Source organism: Fluoribacter gormanii, assembly GCF_900156395.1.
Lineage (GTDB): Bacteria > Pseudomonadota > Gammaproteobacteria > Legionellales > Legionellaceae > Legionella > Legionella gormanii.
Genome location: NZ_FTNL01000014.1, coordinates 26,754 through 44,631, shown reverse-complemented (window position 1 = coordinate 44,631; position 17,878 = coordinate 26,754). Strand labels below are relative to the sequence as shown.

Genomic DNA, 17,878 nt, shown 5'->3' with positions numbered 1-17,878 from the left:
ATGATTGATATTTAAAAAAGTTAAAATTCCTCTGATAAGTTATTTGGATGCTCATTTTGAAAAAAATCAATAAAAATGAGACAAAAAATCCATCAAATTATGAAAATGTTCAAAAAATAATCTATTATATAAAAAATGTTGTAAATTTGATGTGTGTTGTATGTCTTTCAATATGTCCTTTGATGATAGCTCTAATGAATTCTATTCCCTTAATCAACTTGATGATAACACTAAAAAAAATATAATCGATATAATCCGTGGAGCTAAATCATCGCAATCTGATGCTGCAATAATTGCACAAAATGGTAAAATTATAGGAGCGTATTTCTCACGACCTCACGTAGGCTCTATTGAGGCTATGTCTGTTACCAAGTCAATAGTTAGCTTGGGCATTGGGATATTATATGATGCAAAACTAATTTCATTGGATGATCCTATTTTTCGGTTTTACCCAGAATGGAGGCAGGGAGAAAAGAAGTTAATTACGGTTCAGCATTTACTGACACATACCTCCGGCATTCAGGCTGACCCAACAACTAAAGAGATTTATGCTGCTCCAGATTTTGTAAAGCTCGCATTGGCCGCAGAACTTAGCAACCATCCTGGAGAGATATTTTTCTATAACAACAAAGCGATCAATTTATTAGCTGGTCTATTTAAAAAGTTATCAGGCTTGCCAATGGATCACTTTATCGAAATAACATTATTCAAGCCCCTAGGAATTACTGATTTCACCTGGATGAAAGATTCTGCTGGCAATCCTCATGGAATGGCAGGACTGCAAATTAAAGCAGAGGATTTGCTTAAAATTGGCGAATTGGTTCTTCATCACGGCATTTGGAACGGCAAACGTATTATTAGCGCAGAATGGATTCGATTATCAATGAATCCCGAACCACTATCTAACCGCTTAGCAAATGGAATCAATTATATGTGTGGTTTGCTGTGGTGGGTAAAGACACAACCAACGATGTATTTTGCTGAAGGATATCTAGGTCAATATCTTGTTATTATCCCTGAAAAAAATATTGTAGTAGTACGTCAGATGCATGCATCGCAAAACATGCAAACCAATACGTTCCCTGATTTTTTTAACCTAGTGACACAATTGGCTGCTTAACTGAAAGGATACCCAACTAATAGATATTTTGTGATAAAAATCCTTGTGTGTACGTAGGGAGAAATTTTGTGGCAGCTTAGACATATAAATCGGCCTGCCATTCTTTATTATTTTGGAAAACGCTACTTCCTTGACGAAAAGCATATTTCCTTCTATTATTATTAGTTAAGCAGCATCTGTTCAATTTTTAATCAATTTAAAGTCTGTATTTTCTGCGATTTATTTATTTAATAAAAAAAAAGCTTCAAAAACAAGTAGCTATAAAGGATTTTTATTATTTAAATATAAGGAGATTATCATGGATCATAAAGCAATTAATGCGTTAATTGAACGCGCCAAGAAAGACCCCAAATTTTTCCATTCTCTTGTCTTTGAACCCGAAAAGGTATTAGGTTCACTGGATAATTTGGATCGGCAAAGTCGAGGAAGCATCGTATCTTCAAATGTAGAGGCGCTTTTCGCAAATATACTAGGCCTTGATGGTTGTGGTAATACGTGTTCTAGTAGTTGTGATAATACCTGTGGCCAGAGTTGTGGATTTACAACAAACATTGCTTCAGTTGAAAAACTAAAAGGCAGCGTTTACTTTTCTCATCAGAAGGATGCACTGGAGGGGTGTGGAAATACGTGTTCCAGTAGTTGTGATAATACCTGCGGTGAAAGCTGCGGATTCACCACCAACCTCACGTTTGAAAGGGAGAAAATGATACGGGCAGCTGGTGTGTGGGAAGCTGGCGCTGCGTTAGAAGGTTGTGGTAATACGTGCAGTAGTAGTTGTGATAATACCTGTGGTCAAAGTTGTGGCTACACAACAAACTTCCAAGAGAAATTTAGCGGAGGTGGAGGCGTTCGTTAAAATTGAACGATATTAAACCTCTATGGCAAGTCGAGGTACTTGGCTTGCCAAAATCCCTTCCTAATTTAGCAATGTAATCAAGGAAGATATCATGGATAGAAAACAAATTACTAAATTGATTGACCGAGCTAAAAAAGATCCCGAGTTTTTTCATAAACTGGCATTTGAACCAGAACAGATATTTAAAGAGTTAAAGAAAAAAAATCGATCAAGTAATATGAGAATGCTGAGTGCAAATCTTCAAACTATTGTGCAAGGTTTAGTAGGTAATATTCCGTTAACAAGAGAAGATAGTAATAAAGCTCCTTATTTTGATTGTTCACAAACTTGCGGGGAAACCTGCACAGAAATCACTTGTGGCCCTACTTGTGCTTTCTCGACAAATACTAAAGAAAAAATGCGAGTTGCTGTGATGGAATCAGCGAGATTTAGCGGCGGCTATTTAATATGTGACGAAAATGTGACGTGTTGTTGTACCTCTGGAACTTGTGGCAGCACTTGTGGCGGCAGTACTTGTGATGTGACTTGTTCTGGTGATAGTTGCGGTTCTACCTGCGGAGACAGCTGTGGTTATACCTCGCATCTCCAAATGCGGTAAATAAAATTTGCGAATCCGTTAGGGAGCAATTATGGCATACATTGAACATGTTAAAGATCATAATAATTCTTTAAATAACAGTGCAAAAGATGTTGATTATGCAGATTATCTACGCTCTTTTGCACTGGAACCCCAATTACGTGGTCCTTGGGCATCTGTTGGCAAAACTGATCGAATACAGGGATGGAAATTACACATCTCCACAATACCCGGAGAGGCAATTCAATTATTGAATTGCATTATCCCGTGCCTTTTAAGGCATAAATTAATTTCTTTTAAAATTGCAAAAGATACCATGACTTTAGGCTACCTCAATGAAGGGGAGTTAGGTAGGACGCAAATAGGTAAATTTATGACGATTTACCCTCAGGATGACAAGCATTCCGTACAATTAGCCCAAGAACTTGTTCGTCTAACTCAAGGGATGCTTGGTCCTCGCATTATCTCAGATATGCGTTTAGGTGATATCGTTTATACCCGATATGGTGGCTTTAATCCTATTATTAAGCGAGATCGCTTAGGCTTAATGCGGCTAATGATTTATGCACCAGATCAATCATTACGAATTGATGAATACCAGGTTCCATTCAAATGTCCTGACGGTGTAGAAAACCCATTTAAAGATTGGCGTCTTAAATTAACACAGAATGTTGATCTAGCTGAATCTGTGCACATTGTCGATGGAAAACCAACCAAATTATTTGGTCCTGGTTATTTAATTTTGGACATCCTACGCGATCAACCTAAGGGAGGAGTCTATAAAGCATTGGATTTACGTTGCCAAAATTCTGTCGGATTAAAAATTCTTAAGCAAGGCAAACAATTCTGTATGACTGACCATTACAATCGAGATATGCGCACCCGCTTACAACGGCAGGCTGAACTGCACGCTAATCTTAGTCAAGATCTCCCTATTCCTTCTGCTGATGCTTACTTTGAAGTCGAAGGAGATGGTTATTTACCACTAGACTGGATTGAAGGAAAGAGCATTGAAACATTCGCAGTACAAACATTAGATGGGTCTACCTTTGGCACTCTCTCACTCGATAAGAAAACGTTATTACTCAATTGGTGTCAAAAACTTACACAAGTAGTAAGCCAACTGCATAAGAAAGGCTATGTACATCGTGACTTAACTGCATCTAATATTTGGCTGGCTGAGAATGGTGCACTTTATTTGCTTGATTTAGAGTTATGCCATGCTTTAGATGACCCATTTCCTGCTTTTGGTCTCGGTACGGCTGGTTTTATGTCACCACAACAAGCAAATCGAGAGGCTCCAACGATAGCTGATGATTTATATGCTATTGGATGTCTCTTGTTGCTAGTCTTAACGGGGATCGATCCTCGTCGTATTGTTCATAATAATGATGACAATTTGTTTACTAGTTTGCAAGAAATAACTCAAGGTGCACCATTGCCGCTACTGAAAACTATAATAGATTGTATTAGTACTGACCCATCAAGACGTCCTTCACTTGATGTTATTTCGTCTATGCTTACACAGTCAATTTTGGATTTAAAGCCAAAACCTGCCACAACAAAAACAAATCAGAAAGAAACACTGTTAACACAAGAGGAAATACAAGACATATTAGTACAAGGCACTCGAGGTTTATTGCAATCTGGATCCATTCAATCTGAAACAGGTCTTTGGTTATCGATATCAATAGAAAATGGAGCTCAACATCAGACAAAACACCGCTATACCCAGCAATATGAACATCGGCGAAGTGCAAACCGCGGTGTGGCTGGTGTTGTTTATGCTTTAAGTCGTTTGGCTCAATTTGGATTTTTGCCTCAAGAAGGCAAGTTACGAGCTCAGCAGGCTATAAAATGGTTGATTTCAAATCAATATACCGTCGATAGTGAGTTACCTGGATTACACTTTGGTACAGCTGGTGTTGGTGTAGCTTTGACAGAGGCGATATCAACGGGCGTTCAAACTTCTGATGAATTATTGATTGAAGTAATTCATAATTGTTTGAATAAAACTGTGGACTGGCCTGATATCACTCACGGTGCTGCAGGTCAGGGAATAGCAGCAATGTATTGTTTCGATCGCTTGGGCATACCATCCTTTCAAGAAAATGTAGAACAGTGTGCTGATTATTTAATTACAAGTCAGCGTGTTGATGGTTCTTGGATTATGCCAGAAGGTGTACCAGGAATGTCTGGGGAAATTTTATCTGGTTTTGCTCATGGTGTTTCAGGTATGGCTTATTTTTTAGCTGAGTTTTCTAGACGAAAAAATGACAATGCCGCATGGACAAGTACTATACGCGCGATAAATTGGCTACAGCAACAGGCAATCCATCAGAAAATAGATGGAGATTCTATATTAATATGGACTTACAGCATAAAAAATCCTGCTAGATGGCGCTGGTGGTGTCATGGTGGTCCAGGAATTGCGTTAACTTTTTTACGGTTATATGAATTAACAGGTGAAACAGAGTATGCAGATTTAGTTCGTAAAACATTAAAAATTCATCCTGCCAATTTGCGCTATCCTAATCTGAGTCAGTGTCATGGTTTAAGTGGATTAGGAGATATTTATTTGGAAGCATTTCGTGTATTAGGTGATGAAGAATGGTTGGAACGAGCTGTATCTATAGCAAAATTTCTATTTGCAATGAGACAAAAAACCGAAACAGGGGCATATTATTGGTTAACGGAAGACCCTCACATAGCTACGGCGGATTTGATGGTTGGAAGCTGTGGAATTCTACATTTCTTCTTACGATTACTCCATCAAGGCAAGCAAATAGGAGTACCTTTATTGCTGAATCCAGCAAATAAATAAGGAGAGCAATCATGAATAAATTACAGTTTGGTGCATTTTGTTGGAATGAATTAGCTACCTCTAACATTATAGCTGCAAAAGAGTTTTATCGGCATGTATTAGGTTGGCAATATACTGAAGAAGCAGTAGGCGATATGATCTACACTTTATTTCGAACGAGTACAGGTGATCAGTTGTTGGGAGGGATTTGGGAAATACCCAAAGATCAACAAAATGAAATTCCACCTCATTGGATGGGTTATATTTTGGTAGAAAACATAGAAGAGACATTGGCCAAAGCAATCAGACATGGTGCAACGGTTAAAGTGCTGGTTACTAAAGTTAGCGATTATGGCCTATTTGCCGTTGTTGCTGATCCAACTGGTGCTAATATCGCTTTCTGGCAAGAAATAAAAAGTTAAAAAAAGTAGATAACGAAAGCGTCTACATAGGCGTTTTTGGTCGAGCTATTTATTTTTAATAATCCCAAAACAACGGACTTATGATTGCTGCTTTAATTGCATTTATGTGGAAATTACTTTTTGTTATGAATGCCATTGTTAAAAATTACAGCAGGAAAATCAACTGTCTTGAATTTTATTTCACGACAGTTGCTACACTTTAGATGTCGGAATATTTTCCTTAGGTTGACACAATTGAAAGAACGCTTGCCCTTGGCTTTAAGAGTAATTTTGATAAAATTTACCCAACCTAAAAAGCTCTGGATTTAAGTCTCAATTACTTATAATTACATTGATCAAAGCGATAAACGATACCGACATTACCCATCTGAACTTGAAGCGTCTTTCCAAAATCGTCGTTACTGGCTGTTGCTAAATAACGATAGGAAGCATTCAATGCCCAATTTTCTGCAAAATTATAAGTCAGTCCAGCAGTTCCCTGATAGGCAAAGGCACCTTCTGTGACGCCAAAGGAGGCTGCTCCAAATGGACCTGTACTGTTCAAAGAAGTCTTAATATAAGCATATCCAATCCCTACTCCCAGGAAAGGAGAAATTGTTGGCATGATGACATCAGCAAAATCATAATAAATATTCGCCATACCTACGTTGGCATTAGTGTTACCTGATACCCCAGTTTGATCAATTAGATCAACATCAAAGTCTTTGGTATTAGCTCGTAAGTAGGTGTACTCTAATTCATAACGGATAGGATTACTTTGATAGCCTAAACGTAACCCTGCGTTAAAGCCATTCTCATAAGCGACGTCATCAAACAGAAATCCCAAATGGTATTTTGATACGTTTCCAGATATGTGAGTATATCCACCAAATACGCTGGAATACCATCCATTGACTGGTACTGCAGCTACTGCAATACCACTTGATAATAAAGTAGCTGAAAAAAAAGCAAATTTCATAACATCCCTTTGTTATTATTTTTTTTGTCGAATCATGTTAACGTGTTACTTTAAATTTGCAAGTATTAGAGACGCATATTTTTTGGAAAAGAGAGTGATGGATATGCTTTTTAATTATAAAAAGAAGTTGTAATTTCCGTTCAATTTGCCAGCGATATTCTGGAATTTCCTCATAGACAGAAACAATTAAACTGCTATGAATTTAAAAGATGAAATGTCCTGATGGCAAAATTTGGAACAAAGTCTATACTTCCAATTGGCATTTCTTATTTAAGAAGACTTTGCAAGAGGAGATGCCAACACCAACAAGGATTAAAAGCGAATGCTCGATACATTCATTAGAGCAAAAGTTTTTAAAGCCAAAGTGAGTCCATTTTTTATCTTTCGGAAGATGCAAGTCTAGGCTATCGGCTAATGGAATGATGTTTAGGGATAGACAATTGTTATAACTTAGCGCGATGTAGAAAAATTAACATGACTATACGCATGCGATCAATTTAGCATAATAATTTTCTACTTGTATAAAATAAACATTAATGTAATGATGAATTTTGCATCATGAAAAGGAGTTTCAAAATGCCAAAAAAAAAATCATTGAAAATACCCAAAGAATTTGTTGAGCAAGTAGTAGCTATAATTGCAAATGAGTCAGAAGAAGGACGCAAAAAAATAGTAGCTATTGCTCAAAGAGCAGAAAAGAATTATGAGCGTCCCGTGAAATCATGGCTAACAGGTTGGGTATATCAGTACACCAGAACTCGTGGTGAAAAAATTGAACAATCAATTAATGTGATGAAAGACTTCCCCGATGCTTATACTCGATTGCAAGAGTTAAAGCTCATGATTAGCGATGGTGAATGGAATGTAAACAGCTCCTATAATTATTTCCTCTTTGTTGAATTAATCGATGCGGTCCCCGACTATCAAGTCGTTGATGACGATCAGCTCCCTAAATTTATTATGGAGCTTAAAGAAGAAGTATTAATAGAGATTAATAGCTTTATGGCTCAATATAAGGCGACATTGGAAGACAAGAAAAATCGAGAAATTGAACGTCAAGCAGCACTTCAAAAAGCACTTCAAGCAGTCGAAAACGTGGTGGTTTTTAATAATCTTGCCACTGCAAAAGAGCAATCCACACAACAAGATAAAGTTGCTTTTACTTTAAGTTATAAAAATTCTCAATGGCATCTTTCTTGGGTTGATGCAACTGGAGAAGCCTATCCTCTGACTCCGAGTGAAGAGTTGTCACAGAAGCTGGCCACATTTGAAAAACGAGACATAGAAAAATTAAATTCTGTGCATTTAAAACAAATTAAACGAGAATGCCTCAAAGCAAGAGAAGAATACCTTGCTAAAGTTCAATTACTCATCAATCCAGAGAATCCCAAAACAAACCTTGCATTAACTAACGAAGATCTTGCTGTAAAAGGTGTTACTTCAACTTTTGTTTTACGACATACAGAAAAAGAAGGGACAAGCCTTTGGTGGATTAACAGTATGGGTAGTGCAAATAAAATTTCATTAACTGATTATCCCAAGCTGGATTCCTGGTTGGCTACTCAGAAAGGAGCATTTAAAGATGCAGATGTCTTGCAATTAAAAGCATATTTATTGCAATTGAACACGGCTCAATCAATTGCTTCATCGAAACTGGATAAAATGAATAGTATGTTTTCTCAGATATTGCAAAATAAAAAGCATAAGCCAGAAGCAGCTGATGAGATGAAAAAAACAGCTCCGGGTCAAGGCCGGATAAACTTGAAGCAATTTGCGCTTATCGAGCAACATATGAAAACTCGAATAGAAAATATAACTACCCAAAAGCCTACTTTATCTAAGGAAGAAGTTGTTAAAGATACTACTACAGAAAACACTTCTAACAAGTTAGACAAGAGTAGATATGAAGCGCTTTCGCAATTACCCAATTTTTGGCAACAACGTAAAATTGCTGCGGAACAATCAGCAATAGTTGAAACTAAATCTTTTACTAATGGTTAATATTTATGCCCCGGGTGTGTGAGCAAACCGCGGGGCCAAATGAATAATGATTTTAATTTCGCAATTTGCACATTTTAAAAACCATTGGTGATTGGATAGCGCCAGTCTTTTCCAAAAGCAGTTGGGCTAATTTTAATTCCCGGTGCCGATTGACGGCGTTTATATTCATTGCGCTTGATCAATTGAATCACTTTCGTTACTGTTTCTGCAGAAAAACCCTGTTTAATGATTTCTTCGGGTGTACAGTACTGTTCCATATACGCAACAATGATTGCATCTAATATCTCATAGTCAGGCAAGCTATCCTGATCTGTCTGATCTGCTCTTAATTCCGCTGATGGGGGACGGGTTAGAACGCGTTCAGGAATGATATCTGAGAGACTATTGCGGTAATGTGCAAGCGCATAAACCTGGGTTTTAAGTACATCTTTTAATACTGCAAATCCTCCGGCCATGTCTCCATATAATGTAGCGTAGCCCACAGCGGATTCACTTTTATTCGAAGTTGTGAGTACCATTTTTCCTGTCTTGTTAGACAACGCCATAATTAATAAACCACGAATGCGTGCTTGAATATTTTCTTCAGTGGTATCAGGAGATAGTCCTGCAAATACTGGTTCTAAGGTGGTCATCAATGCTTTAAAAGCGGGTTCAATCGATAGGATGGAGTGCGATATATTCAATTTTTCTATTTGAGCTAATGCATCTTCATTACTGATTGGCGCAGTATAACGCGAAGGCATAAGCACGGCATGAACTCGATCTGCTCCCAAAGCATCTACTGCTACAGTTAAAGTTAATGCCGAATCGATTCCACCTGAAAGTCCAACCAGAACCCCAGGAAAATGATTTTTATTTACATAATCTCGAGTACCGCAAACTAATGCGTCATAGATTAATGGTTCAAACTTAAGAAGGGGAGACACAGTACCCTTAATTAAGTTTCCTTGAATCTCAACAGTGCGTAAATCTTCCTTAAATGCAGGGGCGCGAGCGCAAACGGTACCTTGTGAGTCAATCGCTAATGACTGGCCATCAAATAATAGTTCATCCTGGCCACCAATTTGGTTCACATAGATTATGGATACACCTCGTTTTGCATAAAATTTTAAAAGCGATTCTCTTTTGTGGTATTTGCCGCAATCAAATGGAGATGCATTCAAAATGAGCAGAACAGAAATTCCATTCTCTATCAAATCTTCGGTGGGGCCTGGATGCCATAAATCTTCACAAATCAATACTCCCACTTTGTAGTGATTTATATCCAGAATACATGGATTTTTTTTGCCAGGAGTAAAATAACGTGCCTCGTCAAAAATTTCATAGTTGGGTAAATTTTGCTTGTGATATTCAGCAACTTTTTGCCCCATATGAAAAATACTCACACTATTGTAAAGTTGTTTTTGGTTACGACCAGGATGCCCTACCAGAACATAGCTATCTTTTGTTGCAGCTTGTATTAGTTTTAAATGCTCGTTAACTGCCTCTTGAAATTCCGTGCGAAAAAGTAAATCTTCTGGGGGATAACCTGTTAAAGCCAGTTCAGGAAAGAGAATTACATTGTGCTCTTCTTGGTTGCTTTTTATAATCTCTATAATTTTATCTCTGTTGGACGTTAAGGCACCTACTGTAGGATTGATTTGTGCCATAAGTACAGCAAGCTTATTCTGCATTATATATACTCTAAAAAGACCCAATGTTCGATAAAGCAGGGTCTGTTGACAACGCTACCATCTTGGTTAAAATGATGAGATTTCACACGCTTCGATTCTCACATATTTTGTGTATTTCGGGTGCTCTAAATTCTCATCATTTTGTCTTAATCTGGCAAATTGTCAACAGAGCCTTATGCAAAGAATCTTTAATTTAAAGATAAAATTGTTAATTAATTTAAAAATTGACTAAAATAGATCCTTTGTCCAGTAAAAAACACATTTATGTTAAATGAAGCACTCTCAAAAATGCCAGAAGTCTTTGAAGCCAAAATATTGTTGCGTGGTCAAGAGTATTTTGAAAATGGACATGTGCTCAATATTCGTTTTAGTGATGGATTGTTAAAAGGACGAGTCAAAGGCAGTTCAAGTCAGATCTATGATGTACATATGGATTTGAAGGCTTGGCCAAAGAAATTAGCGCATTGTACTTGTGCGTATCAATATAATTGTAAACATGCTGCTGCTTGTCTCTTTGCTTTGCGTGATAGAGAAATAGGAAATTCCCAATCCGGATCTGGTGCAAAATTAAACAGAAGACTCGACAGCTGGTTGAAAAATTTGCGAGCCCAAGAAGCGGCTGTAGTGACAGCACCTGAAGTGACGCATCATTTAGTTTATCTCATAGAGCTAAGACTTGATGGCTATGAGCATCGAGTCGCTATTAAATTAGCTTTAGCCAAGTTATTAAAACGTGGCGGCTATGGAAAAATGATTCCATTTAATAGTCTTTCTGATTCCAAAAAGCAACATTTTATTGATGATGATAATGAGCTGGTAGCGCTGCTGCTCTTTAAATGCGGTGTTTCAGGTTGGTTTGATACATTAATTATTCGTAACAGCGAATTATTAGAGAGGGTTGTTGCCACTGGAAGAGCTTTTTTTATACAAAATCAGGATGAACCAATTCACTTAAGCGAGCCTATTCAAGGTAGCTGTGAATGGGTGTTATCACATAATGGCAGTCAAAATTTGTTATTAATGCATGAAGGAAAAGTACTAGAGCCTTTATTGTTGGATGAAAGTTGGTATTTTAATTGTTTTGAAAGCAAAATCGGGCGTTTAATTACCCCATATCCAATAAAGCAATTAGGCTATTTATTGGAAGCACCACCAATCCCAATCGATCAGACCGAATTATTAGCTAATAAAATGGCTCAAACATGTCCTGAATTCCCCATGCCGCAAGTTTTTAAAGAACGCGAGGTTCGAAAAGTTACCCCAGTACCAGTTATCATCCTGGATGCCATAAGTGAGCATGGTAAAGAATCCTCCTGGTTTTATGATACCAAGGAAGAATTGCATGCCTTATTTACCGCGCAGATTGTTTTTGATTATGCAGGTTTAAAGATCCCTGCTTCTGAAGAGTGTGATACAGTCGTTTGCCAGCAGGAAGGAGTTTTAATTGAATATAAACGTGATAGGGATTTTGAGAAATCAAAATGGGAAGAAGTACAAAACATACTTGGGTTAAGAGTGCCAAGAGCTTGGGAATATGAACAAGGGGAAAAAGTAAAACAATTTGATTTTGTTTTGCAGAATATTAACGTCTTGGCAGATTTGGAATTTCTTTACAGCCAATTAGTGCCAGAGTTAAAAAGTCGTGACTGGCAAGTCGAGTGCATTAGTTCTTTGTATCAAGAAGTGGTTCATGCTGATGATGTAGAGTGGTACTCAGATCTATATGAAAATACAACCGATTTTTTCTCATACCAATTGGGAATTTTGGTTGAGGGTAAACCAGTCAGTATTGTACCTTTGGTAGCCGATTTGATTCATCGTTACAGTGGTAACGATTTAGATAATCTGCCGGATACCCAATTAGTTAAACTACCCTTGCATGATGGCAGGGCCTTGCAGTTAGAAATGGGACGAATTAAGCCTTTAGTTCGTTTGCTGCTGCAATTTGGCTTGCGTCATATAGATGAAAACCAACAGGTACAAATTAATAAATATCAACTTATTCTCATGCGAGAGGCAGAATTAGCTATTGCCGCAACTAAAACACGTTGGCAAGGAGCGGAAACCTTAAGAGAGCAAATAAGACAACTTTCTCAATTAACTCAGATTCCTGAAGTTCAACCTCCCGCCGGATTAGATGCTCATTTGCGGGATTATCAACGCGATGGATTGAATTGGTTGCAATTTTTGCGAACAAGTCATTTTAGTGGAATTCTCGCCGATGATATGGGCTTGGGTAAAACAGTACAAACCTTGGCTCATTTACAATATGAAAAGGAACAAGGTCGTATAAAAACAGCCACTTTAATTGTTGCTCCAACCAGTCTTGTTGGAAATTGGCAGGCTGAAGCAAAACGTTTTACTCCCCAATTAAAGGTTTTAATTTATCATGGTTCGGAACGTCATCAGGATAATTTTGATGACTATGATATTGTTGTTTCTACTTATGGATTAATACAACGTGATAAAGATAAGTTTATAGCTTATTCTTTTTATTACCTTATATTGGATGAAGCACAATTTATAAAAAACGCGCGCACTAAAACGACGCAAATTATCCAGCAGCTACATGCTAACCATCGTTTATGTTTGACCGGTACACCTTTGGAAAATCATTTGGGTGAGTTATGGTCTTTATTTCATTTCCTAATGCCTGGTTTACTTGGCGATGCAAAACAATTTAGGCTTTGGTTCAGAACTCCTATTGAGAAATATGCAGATTTGGGTAGGCGAGAAGTATTAACTAAAAGAGTACAACCTTTCATATTGAGAAGAACCAAAAATCAGGTGGCTCGTGAATTGCCTCCAAAAACAGAAATGACCCGTACTATAGAGATTCTTGGCCCCCAGCGGGATCTTTATGAAGCGATTCGTATGAGTATGGAGAAAAAAGTTCGTGATGCCATTGCCAAACAAGGATTAGGTAAAAGCCATATTCTTCTTCTGGATGCACTGCTGAAATTACGCCAAGTTTGTTGTGATCCCAGGTTATTATCATTACCAGAGGCAGAAATAGCCTATGGAACTTCTGCAAAGCTCGAGGCTCTAATGGATTTATTAGAGAATTTGGTGGGCGAGGGAAGACGCGTTTTGGTTTTTTCACAATTTACTTCGATGTTGCAATTAATTGAAGAAGAATTGCGTACACGAAATTATGATTACTTAAAGTTAACAGGCCAGACGGTACATCGGCAAGCAATGGTGGAAAAATTTCAAGAAGGAAAAACGCCTGTTTTCCTTATCAGCTTGAAAGCAGGAGGTACTGGACTTAACTTAACGCGTGCTGACACAGTAATTCATTATGATCCCTGGTGGAATCCAGCAGTAGAAGATCAAGCGACCGATCGAACACATCGCATAGGCCAGGAAAATCCAGTATTTGTCTATAAGTTAATTACTTCGGGCACCGTAGAGGAAGCCATTTTAGGGATGCAAGAGAAGAAGAGATTATTAGTAGAAGGTATTTTATCTGCTGATCCTGCTAAAGCAATGACTTTAAGTGAAGAGGATGTAGAGCAATTTTTTATGCCGCTAACCTAAATATGAGTCGATGTTATTCCTCTTATGCCTGGGGCAGTGCAGATGACTTAGGATTGAGATGATCGCTCATGTCCAAAAACTGGGTTCTGCAGCACTGCTCCTTGGCTAAGGTGCTTTATTTTATCCAACATAAACACTCAATATAGAAATATATTCTATTTAGAACTGGCATAGTTTTCGATCATGGCATAAGCTATAAATGATTGTAAACATGGAGAAAAATATGAACTTATGGAAGCTAGCTTGTGGTTTTTTTGTTGCCGTAATTTATTTGCCTGCAGCACTTGCCGCATCTCAAGCACCGGTAGGTACCTGGGTAACAATTGATGATAAAACAGGTAAGAAAAGAGCGGTTGTTACCATTAGTGAGTCTGGAGGCACATTAAACGCAGTTATTAACAAGGTATTTCCTCAACCAGGTGATACTGGTATTTGTGAGAAATGTCCTGGTGGATTTAAAGGTAAGAAAATCCAAGGATTGCAGTTTATGTGGGGATTGAAAAACGAAGGCGATAATGAATGGGGCGGCGGGTCAATATTAGATCCCAAGTCAGGTAAAGTCTATCGTGCCAAGCTCACTGTCCAAGGCAATAAACTCTTGGTTCGAGGATATGTAGGTATTTCTTTATTAGGTCGTACTCAAGTTTGGCAAAAGCAATAATTGGCAAACAAAATTTATTTTTTGTCATTCCCGCGTAGGTGGGAATGACAAAAAAAGATGTAATTCAATGAAAGTATGATTTTTGCCCGGTTGTTCGGGGTGACATCCATTTAAAAGATCATTACAATAAGCATCGTTCCAAATTCTCATTACGTCACTACCATGTATGATCTGCAAAACTCCAAAAAGACAGTTGATCCTTTAAAGCGCCCACCTCATTCAGTGGAAGCAGAACAATCCATCATTGGTGGATTAATGTTGGACAATGAAGTTTGGGATAAAGTCAGCAATAAATTATGTGAAGCAGATTTTTATCGCACTGAGCATCGAATTTTATTTCGAGCAATTTCTTCTTTGGTAAAAAGAGATCAACCTTTTGATGTAGTGACTCTTCTTGATGCATTAAAGTCTCACAACGAATTGGATGACGCAGGAGGTGAAGCCTATTTATTTGAACTGGCTAATAATACCCCCAGCGTTGCAAACGTATCTGCTTATGCTGATATAGTTCGAGAAAAGTCAGTGCAAAGACAGCTTATTGCTGTGGCCACTGAGATTGCTGATTCGGCATATAATCCTGGGGGCAGGCAAGTCCCTGAGCTACTTGATATGGCCGAAACCAGAGTTTTTGCTATCGGCGAACAAACAGCTGGCGATGGCGGACCTGAAAATATAAAATCAGTTTTGGTTCGTGCAGTGGAAAAAATTGATGCACTTTATCATAACGGCGATGCCATTACTGGACTTGCTACGGGCTTGTCTGATTTAGATGAAATGACCTCAGGATTGCAGCCTTCTGATTTAGTTATTGTTGCAGGTCGACCCTCTATGGGTAAAACAACTTTAGTTATGAATATGGCAGAACATGCTGCAATTAAATCTGGAAAACCCGTACTCGTTTTTTCTATGGAAATGCCCTCAGATTCTTTGGCAATGAGGATGATGTCTTCTTTAGGACGCATTGATCAGCATAAAATTAGAACAGGTAAACTGGATGATGATGATTGGCCGCGTGTCACCTCTGCGGTGCATATGCTTTCGGAAGCTCCTTTATTTATCGATGATACTCCCGCGTTAAGTCCTGGTGAAATGCGTGCACGAGCCCGGCGGTTGGCCAAGGATCATGGAAATCTTGGTCTAATTGTGGTGGATTATTTACAATTAATGAAAGTACCAGGTTTTGGTGCTGATAACAGAACGGCTGAAATTTCTGAAATTTCACGCAGCCTTAAATCGCTGGCTAAAGAGTTACAGGTACCAGTGATTGCTTTATCCCAGTTGAACCGAAGTTTGGAGCAACGCGCAGATAAACGTCCCGTCATGTCAGATTTACGTGAATCTGGAGCAATTGAGCAAGATGCCGATTTAATTTGTTTTATTTATCGAGATGAAGTCTATAATGAAGACAGTCCTGATAAAGGAACAGCAGAAATAATTGTAGCGAAACAAAGAAATGGACCTATTGGTAAGGTACGTGTTGCCTTTATTGGTAAATACACTCGTTTTGAAGATTTAGCTTACAATGGTTATCAAGGGGTAGATTAAGATGTCCAGACCTACCAGGTTGGTGATAGATCCCAATGCATTACACCATAATTTAGCGCGGATAAGACGCTTTGCTCCAGGCAAGAAAATAATTGCTATGGTTAAAGCCAATGCCTATGGCTGTGGTGTACATGTTGTCGCGCCAATATTGGAAGGACATGTTGATGCTTTTGGTGTAGCGTGTATTGAAGAAGCCCTGGTTCTTCGTAAAATAGGAATTCGAACTCATTGCATTCTTTTTCAAGGTGTATTTAGTCCTGACGAGTTTAAGGTAGTGGCTCAGCATCAATTTGGTTGTGTAATTCATCAACCGCACCAAGTACAATGGTTATTAAATACCCCTTTAGATAGACCCATTAAACTTTGGGTTAAAGTGAATACGGGCATGCATCGCCTGGGTTTTAAAACGCATGAGCTGCAAGAAGTCATGGATGCCTTACAGTCATGTCCTTGGGTGGATAAAGAAATTGGCTTGATGACTCATTTAGCTTGTGCAGATGAGCCAGAACGTATTGAGAATTACCAACAAATTGCTTTATTTGAAAGTATTTCGGTCGCTGGATTTAGTCAACGCAGTATAGCCAATTCGGCTGCTATTATTTCGTTTCCACAGACTCACGCCGATGTTGTCAGACCTGGTATCATGCTTTATGGTGTATCTCCTTTCACTAATCAGACTGCGATTGATTTGGGTTTACTTCCTGTAATGCGTTTTGTTTCAGCAATTAGTGCTGTTTATCATAATCCTCCGTTTGCCCAAGTTGGGTATGGTGGGATTTGGAAAAGCGAAAAACCTTCGATTATTGGTATTGTTGCTGCTGGTTATGGTGATGGTTATCCACGCCATATAGCGGCAAATACACCCGTTTGGGTCCAAGGCAAAGAAGTGCCTATTGTAGGACGAGTATCAATGGATATGCTTGCTGTGGATTTGACCGATCATTCAGAAGTACAACCTGGGGCACCTGTTGAGCTTTGGGGGACACATATTTTGGTTGAGCGAGTCGCCAAAGCTGCAGGTACTTCCGGATATGAGTTATTGTGTCAAATCTCTGAGCGAGTGCGCCACGACTAAGAATAATAATGTAGGCTGAGTACCGGTCCTAAGGGCCTTAACCCAGGTTTGACCTCGGTTCGTCCAGGGCCAATTTAGCTATGGATAATAACTGAACGTGATGATAGAATTACAACCGATTTCTATAACCTTTAAATTGGGTGATATGTTATGAAAAAAATTGCTGTTGCATCTTTGTCTTTATTATTAGTTGGTTGTGCATCAATGAATCATCAAGATGTCGGTACTATCTCAGGTGGGGTTATTGGCGGATTAATTGGAAGTCAATTTGGAGGTGGCCCAGCAGCTAAATTGGCAGCAACAGCAGGTGGTGCTATTGCTGGTGCATATTTAGGTGGTCAAATTGGCAAATATATGGATAAAGTGGATAGAATGGAAATGCAACGTGCTTTAGAAACGGCACCCACCGGCAGATCAGTTCATTGGTCAAATCCAGACACTGGAAATAGCTATACAGTGCAACCCACTCGTACTTATTATCGCGAGCATTTGCCTTGCCGTGAGTATCTAACTAAGGCAATTATTGATGGTAGGCCACAAACATTACGTGGTAGTGCATGTCGTCAGCCAGATGGCACATGGCATGTTGTAAACTAAAATAAGTATATCTAGCCTGGGGGAAGCGCAGCGGAACCCGGGTTTTCTGC

Annotated in this window: 13 protein-coding genes; 11 read left to right on the top strand and 2 right to left on the bottom strand. The window is 38.6% G+C overall.

What is annotated here, in order from left to right:
- Positions 1 to 160 precede the first annotated feature (160 nt).
- The 5 genes from BW930_RS09940 (at position 161) to BW930_RS09920 (ending at position 5,778) form a co-directional block, all read left to right on the top strand.
- Complete coding sequence (locus BW930_RS09940; protein WP_058468401.1) at positions 161 to 1,120, top strand: serine hydrolase domain-containing protein; 960 nt, start codon at positions 161 to 163, stop codon at positions 1,118 to 1,120.
- A 298-nt stretch (positions 1,121 to 1,418) separates the two neighbouring features.
- Positions 1,419 to 1,976, top strand: a complete 558-nt coding sequence (locus tag BW930_RS09935) for a hypothetical protein (RefSeq protein WP_058468400.1) — start codon at positions 1,419 to 1,421, stop codon at positions 1,974 to 1,976.
- Positions 1,977 to 2,067: 91 nt separating this feature from the next.
- Entirely contained in the window at positions 2,068 to 2,574 is a 507-nt protein-coding gene (locus tag BW930_RS09930; RefSeq protein WP_058468399.1) for a hypothetical protein, read from the top strand.
- A 31-nt stretch (positions 2,575 to 2,605) separates the two neighbouring features.
- Complete coding sequence (locus BW930_RS09925; protein WP_064276585.1) at positions 2,606 to 5,377, top strand: class III lanthionine synthetase LanKC N-terminal domain-containing protein; 2,772 nt, start codon at positions 2,606 to 2,608, stop codon at positions 5,375 to 5,377.
- An 11-nt stretch (positions 5,378 to 5,388) separates the two neighbouring features.
- The gene (locus BW930_RS09920) at positions 5,389 to 5,778 is read left to right on the top strand and encodes a VOC family protein (RefSeq protein WP_058468397.1); all 390 of its coding nucleotides are present in this window, start codon (positions 5,389 to 5,391) and stop codon (positions 5,776 to 5,778) included.
- 316 nt (positions 5,779 to 6,094) lie between these two features.
- Here BW930_RS09920 and BW930_RS09915 read toward each other — a convergent pair whose 3' ends face one another.
- Positions 6,095 to 6,736 (bottom strand): outer membrane protein, encoded by a 642-nt coding sequence (locus BW930_RS09915; protein WP_058468396.1) that lies wholly within the window; start codon positions 6,734 to 6,736, stop codon positions 6,095 to 6,097.
- Positions 6,737 to 7,312: 576 nt separating this feature from the next.
- Here BW930_RS09915 and BW930_RS09910 point away from each other — a divergent pair.
- A complete protein-coding gene (locus tag BW930_RS09910) occupies positions 7,313 to 8,737 on the top strand; it encodes a hypothetical protein (RefSeq protein ID WP_058468395.1) in 1,425 nt (474 codons plus the stop codon).
- Positions 8,738 to 8,811: 74 nt separating this feature from the next.
- Here BW930_RS09910 and BW930_RS09905 read toward each other — a convergent pair whose 3' ends face one another.
- Positions 8,812 to 10,410, bottom strand: a complete 1,599-nt coding sequence (locus tag BW930_RS09905) for an NAD+ synthase (protein ID WP_058468394.1) — start codon at positions 10,408 to 10,410, stop codon at positions 8,812 to 8,814.
- Positions 10,411 to 10,674: 264 nt separating this feature from the next.
- Between BW930_RS09905 and BW930_RS09900 the strand changes: the two genes are divergently transcribed.
- The 5 genes from BW930_RS09900 to BW930_RS09880 all read left to right on the top strand — a co-directional run bounded on the left by BW930_RS09900 (position 10,675) and on the right by BW930_RS09880 (position 17,828).
- Positions 10,675 to 13,950, top strand: a complete 3,276-nt coding sequence (locus BW930_RS09900) for a DEAD/DEAH box helicase (RefSeq protein ID WP_058468393.1) — start codon at positions 10,675 to 10,677, stop codon at positions 13,948 to 13,950.
- A gap of 223 nt (positions 13,951 to 14,173) precedes the next feature.
- The gene (locus tag BW930_RS09895; protein WP_058468392.1) at positions 14,174 to 14,611 is read left to right on the top strand and encodes a DUF2147 domain-containing protein; all 438 of its coding nucleotides are present in this window, start codon (positions 14,174 to 14,176) and stop codon (positions 14,609 to 14,611) included.
- A 162-nt stretch (positions 14,612 to 14,773) separates the two neighbouring features.
- The gene (gene dnaB / locus BW930_RS09890; RefSeq protein ID WP_058468391.1) at positions 14,774 to 16,156 is read left to right on the top strand and encodes a replicative DNA helicase; all 1,383 of its coding nucleotides are present in this window, start codon (positions 14,774 to 14,776) and stop codon (positions 16,154 to 16,156) included.
- Between the two features lies 1 nt (position 16,157).
- Positions 16,158 to 17,231 carry an alanine racemase gene (gene alr, locus BW930_RS09885; protein WP_058468390.1) on the top strand — a complete coding sequence of 358 codons (1,074 nt, stop codon included), beginning with the start codon at positions 16,158 to 16,160 and terminating at the stop codon, positions 17,229 to 17,231.
- A 150-nt stretch (positions 17,232 to 17,381) separates the two neighbouring features.
- On the top strand, positions 17,382 to 17,828 hold the full coding sequence (locus BW930_RS09880; RefSeq protein ID WP_058468389.1) for an RT0821/Lpp0805 family surface protein: 447 nt from the start codon (positions 17,382 to 17,384) through the stop codon (positions 17,826 to 17,828).
- Positions 17,829 to 17,878 lie beyond the last annotated feature (50 nt).

What these genes read in the sequence shown, in the direction of transcription:
- BW930_RS09940 (WP_058468401.1), top strand. Translation starts at nt 161, where the DNA reads ATGTCTTTCAATATGTCCTTTGATGATAGCTCTAATGAATTCTATTCC.
- BW930_RS09935 (WP_058468400.1), top strand. Translation starts at nt 1,419, where the DNA reads ATGGATCATAAAGCAATTAATGCGTTAATTGAACGCGCCAAGAAAGAC.
- BW930_RS09930 (WP_058468399.1), top strand. Translation starts at nt 2,068, where the DNA reads ATGGATAGAAAACAAATTACTAAATTGATTGACCGAGCTAAAAAAGAT.
- BW930_RS09925 (WP_064276585.1), top strand. Translation starts at nt 2,606, where the DNA reads ATGGCATACATTGAACATGTTAAAGATCATAATAATTCTTTAAATAAC.
- BW930_RS09920 (WP_058468397.1), top strand. Translation starts at nt 5,389, where the DNA reads ATGAATAAATTACAGTTTGGTGCATTTTGTTGGAATGAATTAGCTACC.
- BW930_RS09915 (WP_058468396.1), bottom strand. Translation starts at nt 6,736, where the DNA reads ATGAAATTTGCTTTTTTTTCAGCTACTTTATTATCAAGTGGTATTGCA.
- BW930_RS09910 (WP_058468395.1), top strand. Translation starts at nt 7,313, where the DNA reads ATGCCAAAAAAAAAATCATTGAAAATACCCAAAGAATTTGTTGAGCAA.
- BW930_RS09905 (WP_058468394.1), bottom strand. Translation starts at nt 10,410, where the DNA reads ATGCAGAATAAGCTTGCTGTACTTATGGCACAAATCAATCCTACAGTA.
- BW930_RS09900 (WP_058468393.1), top strand. Translation starts at nt 10,675, where the DNA reads ATGTTAAATGAAGCACTCTCAAAAATGCCAGAAGTCTTTGAAGCCAAA.
- BW930_RS09895 (WP_058468392.1), top strand. Translation starts at nt 14,174, where the DNA reads ATGAACTTATGGAAGCTAGCTTGTGGTTTTTTTGTTGCCGTAATTTAT.
- dnaB (WP_058468391.1), top strand. Translation starts at nt 14,774, where the DNA reads ATGTATGATCTGCAAAACTCCAAAAAGACAGTTGATCCTTTAAAGCGC.
- alr (WP_058468390.1), top strand. Translation starts at nt 16,158, where the DNA reads ATGTCCAGACCTACCAGGTTGGTGATAGATCCCAATGCATTACACCAT.
- BW930_RS09880 (WP_058468389.1), top strand. Translation starts at nt 17,382, where the DNA reads ATGAAAAAAATTGCTGTTGCATCTTTGTCTTTATTATTAGTTGGTTGT.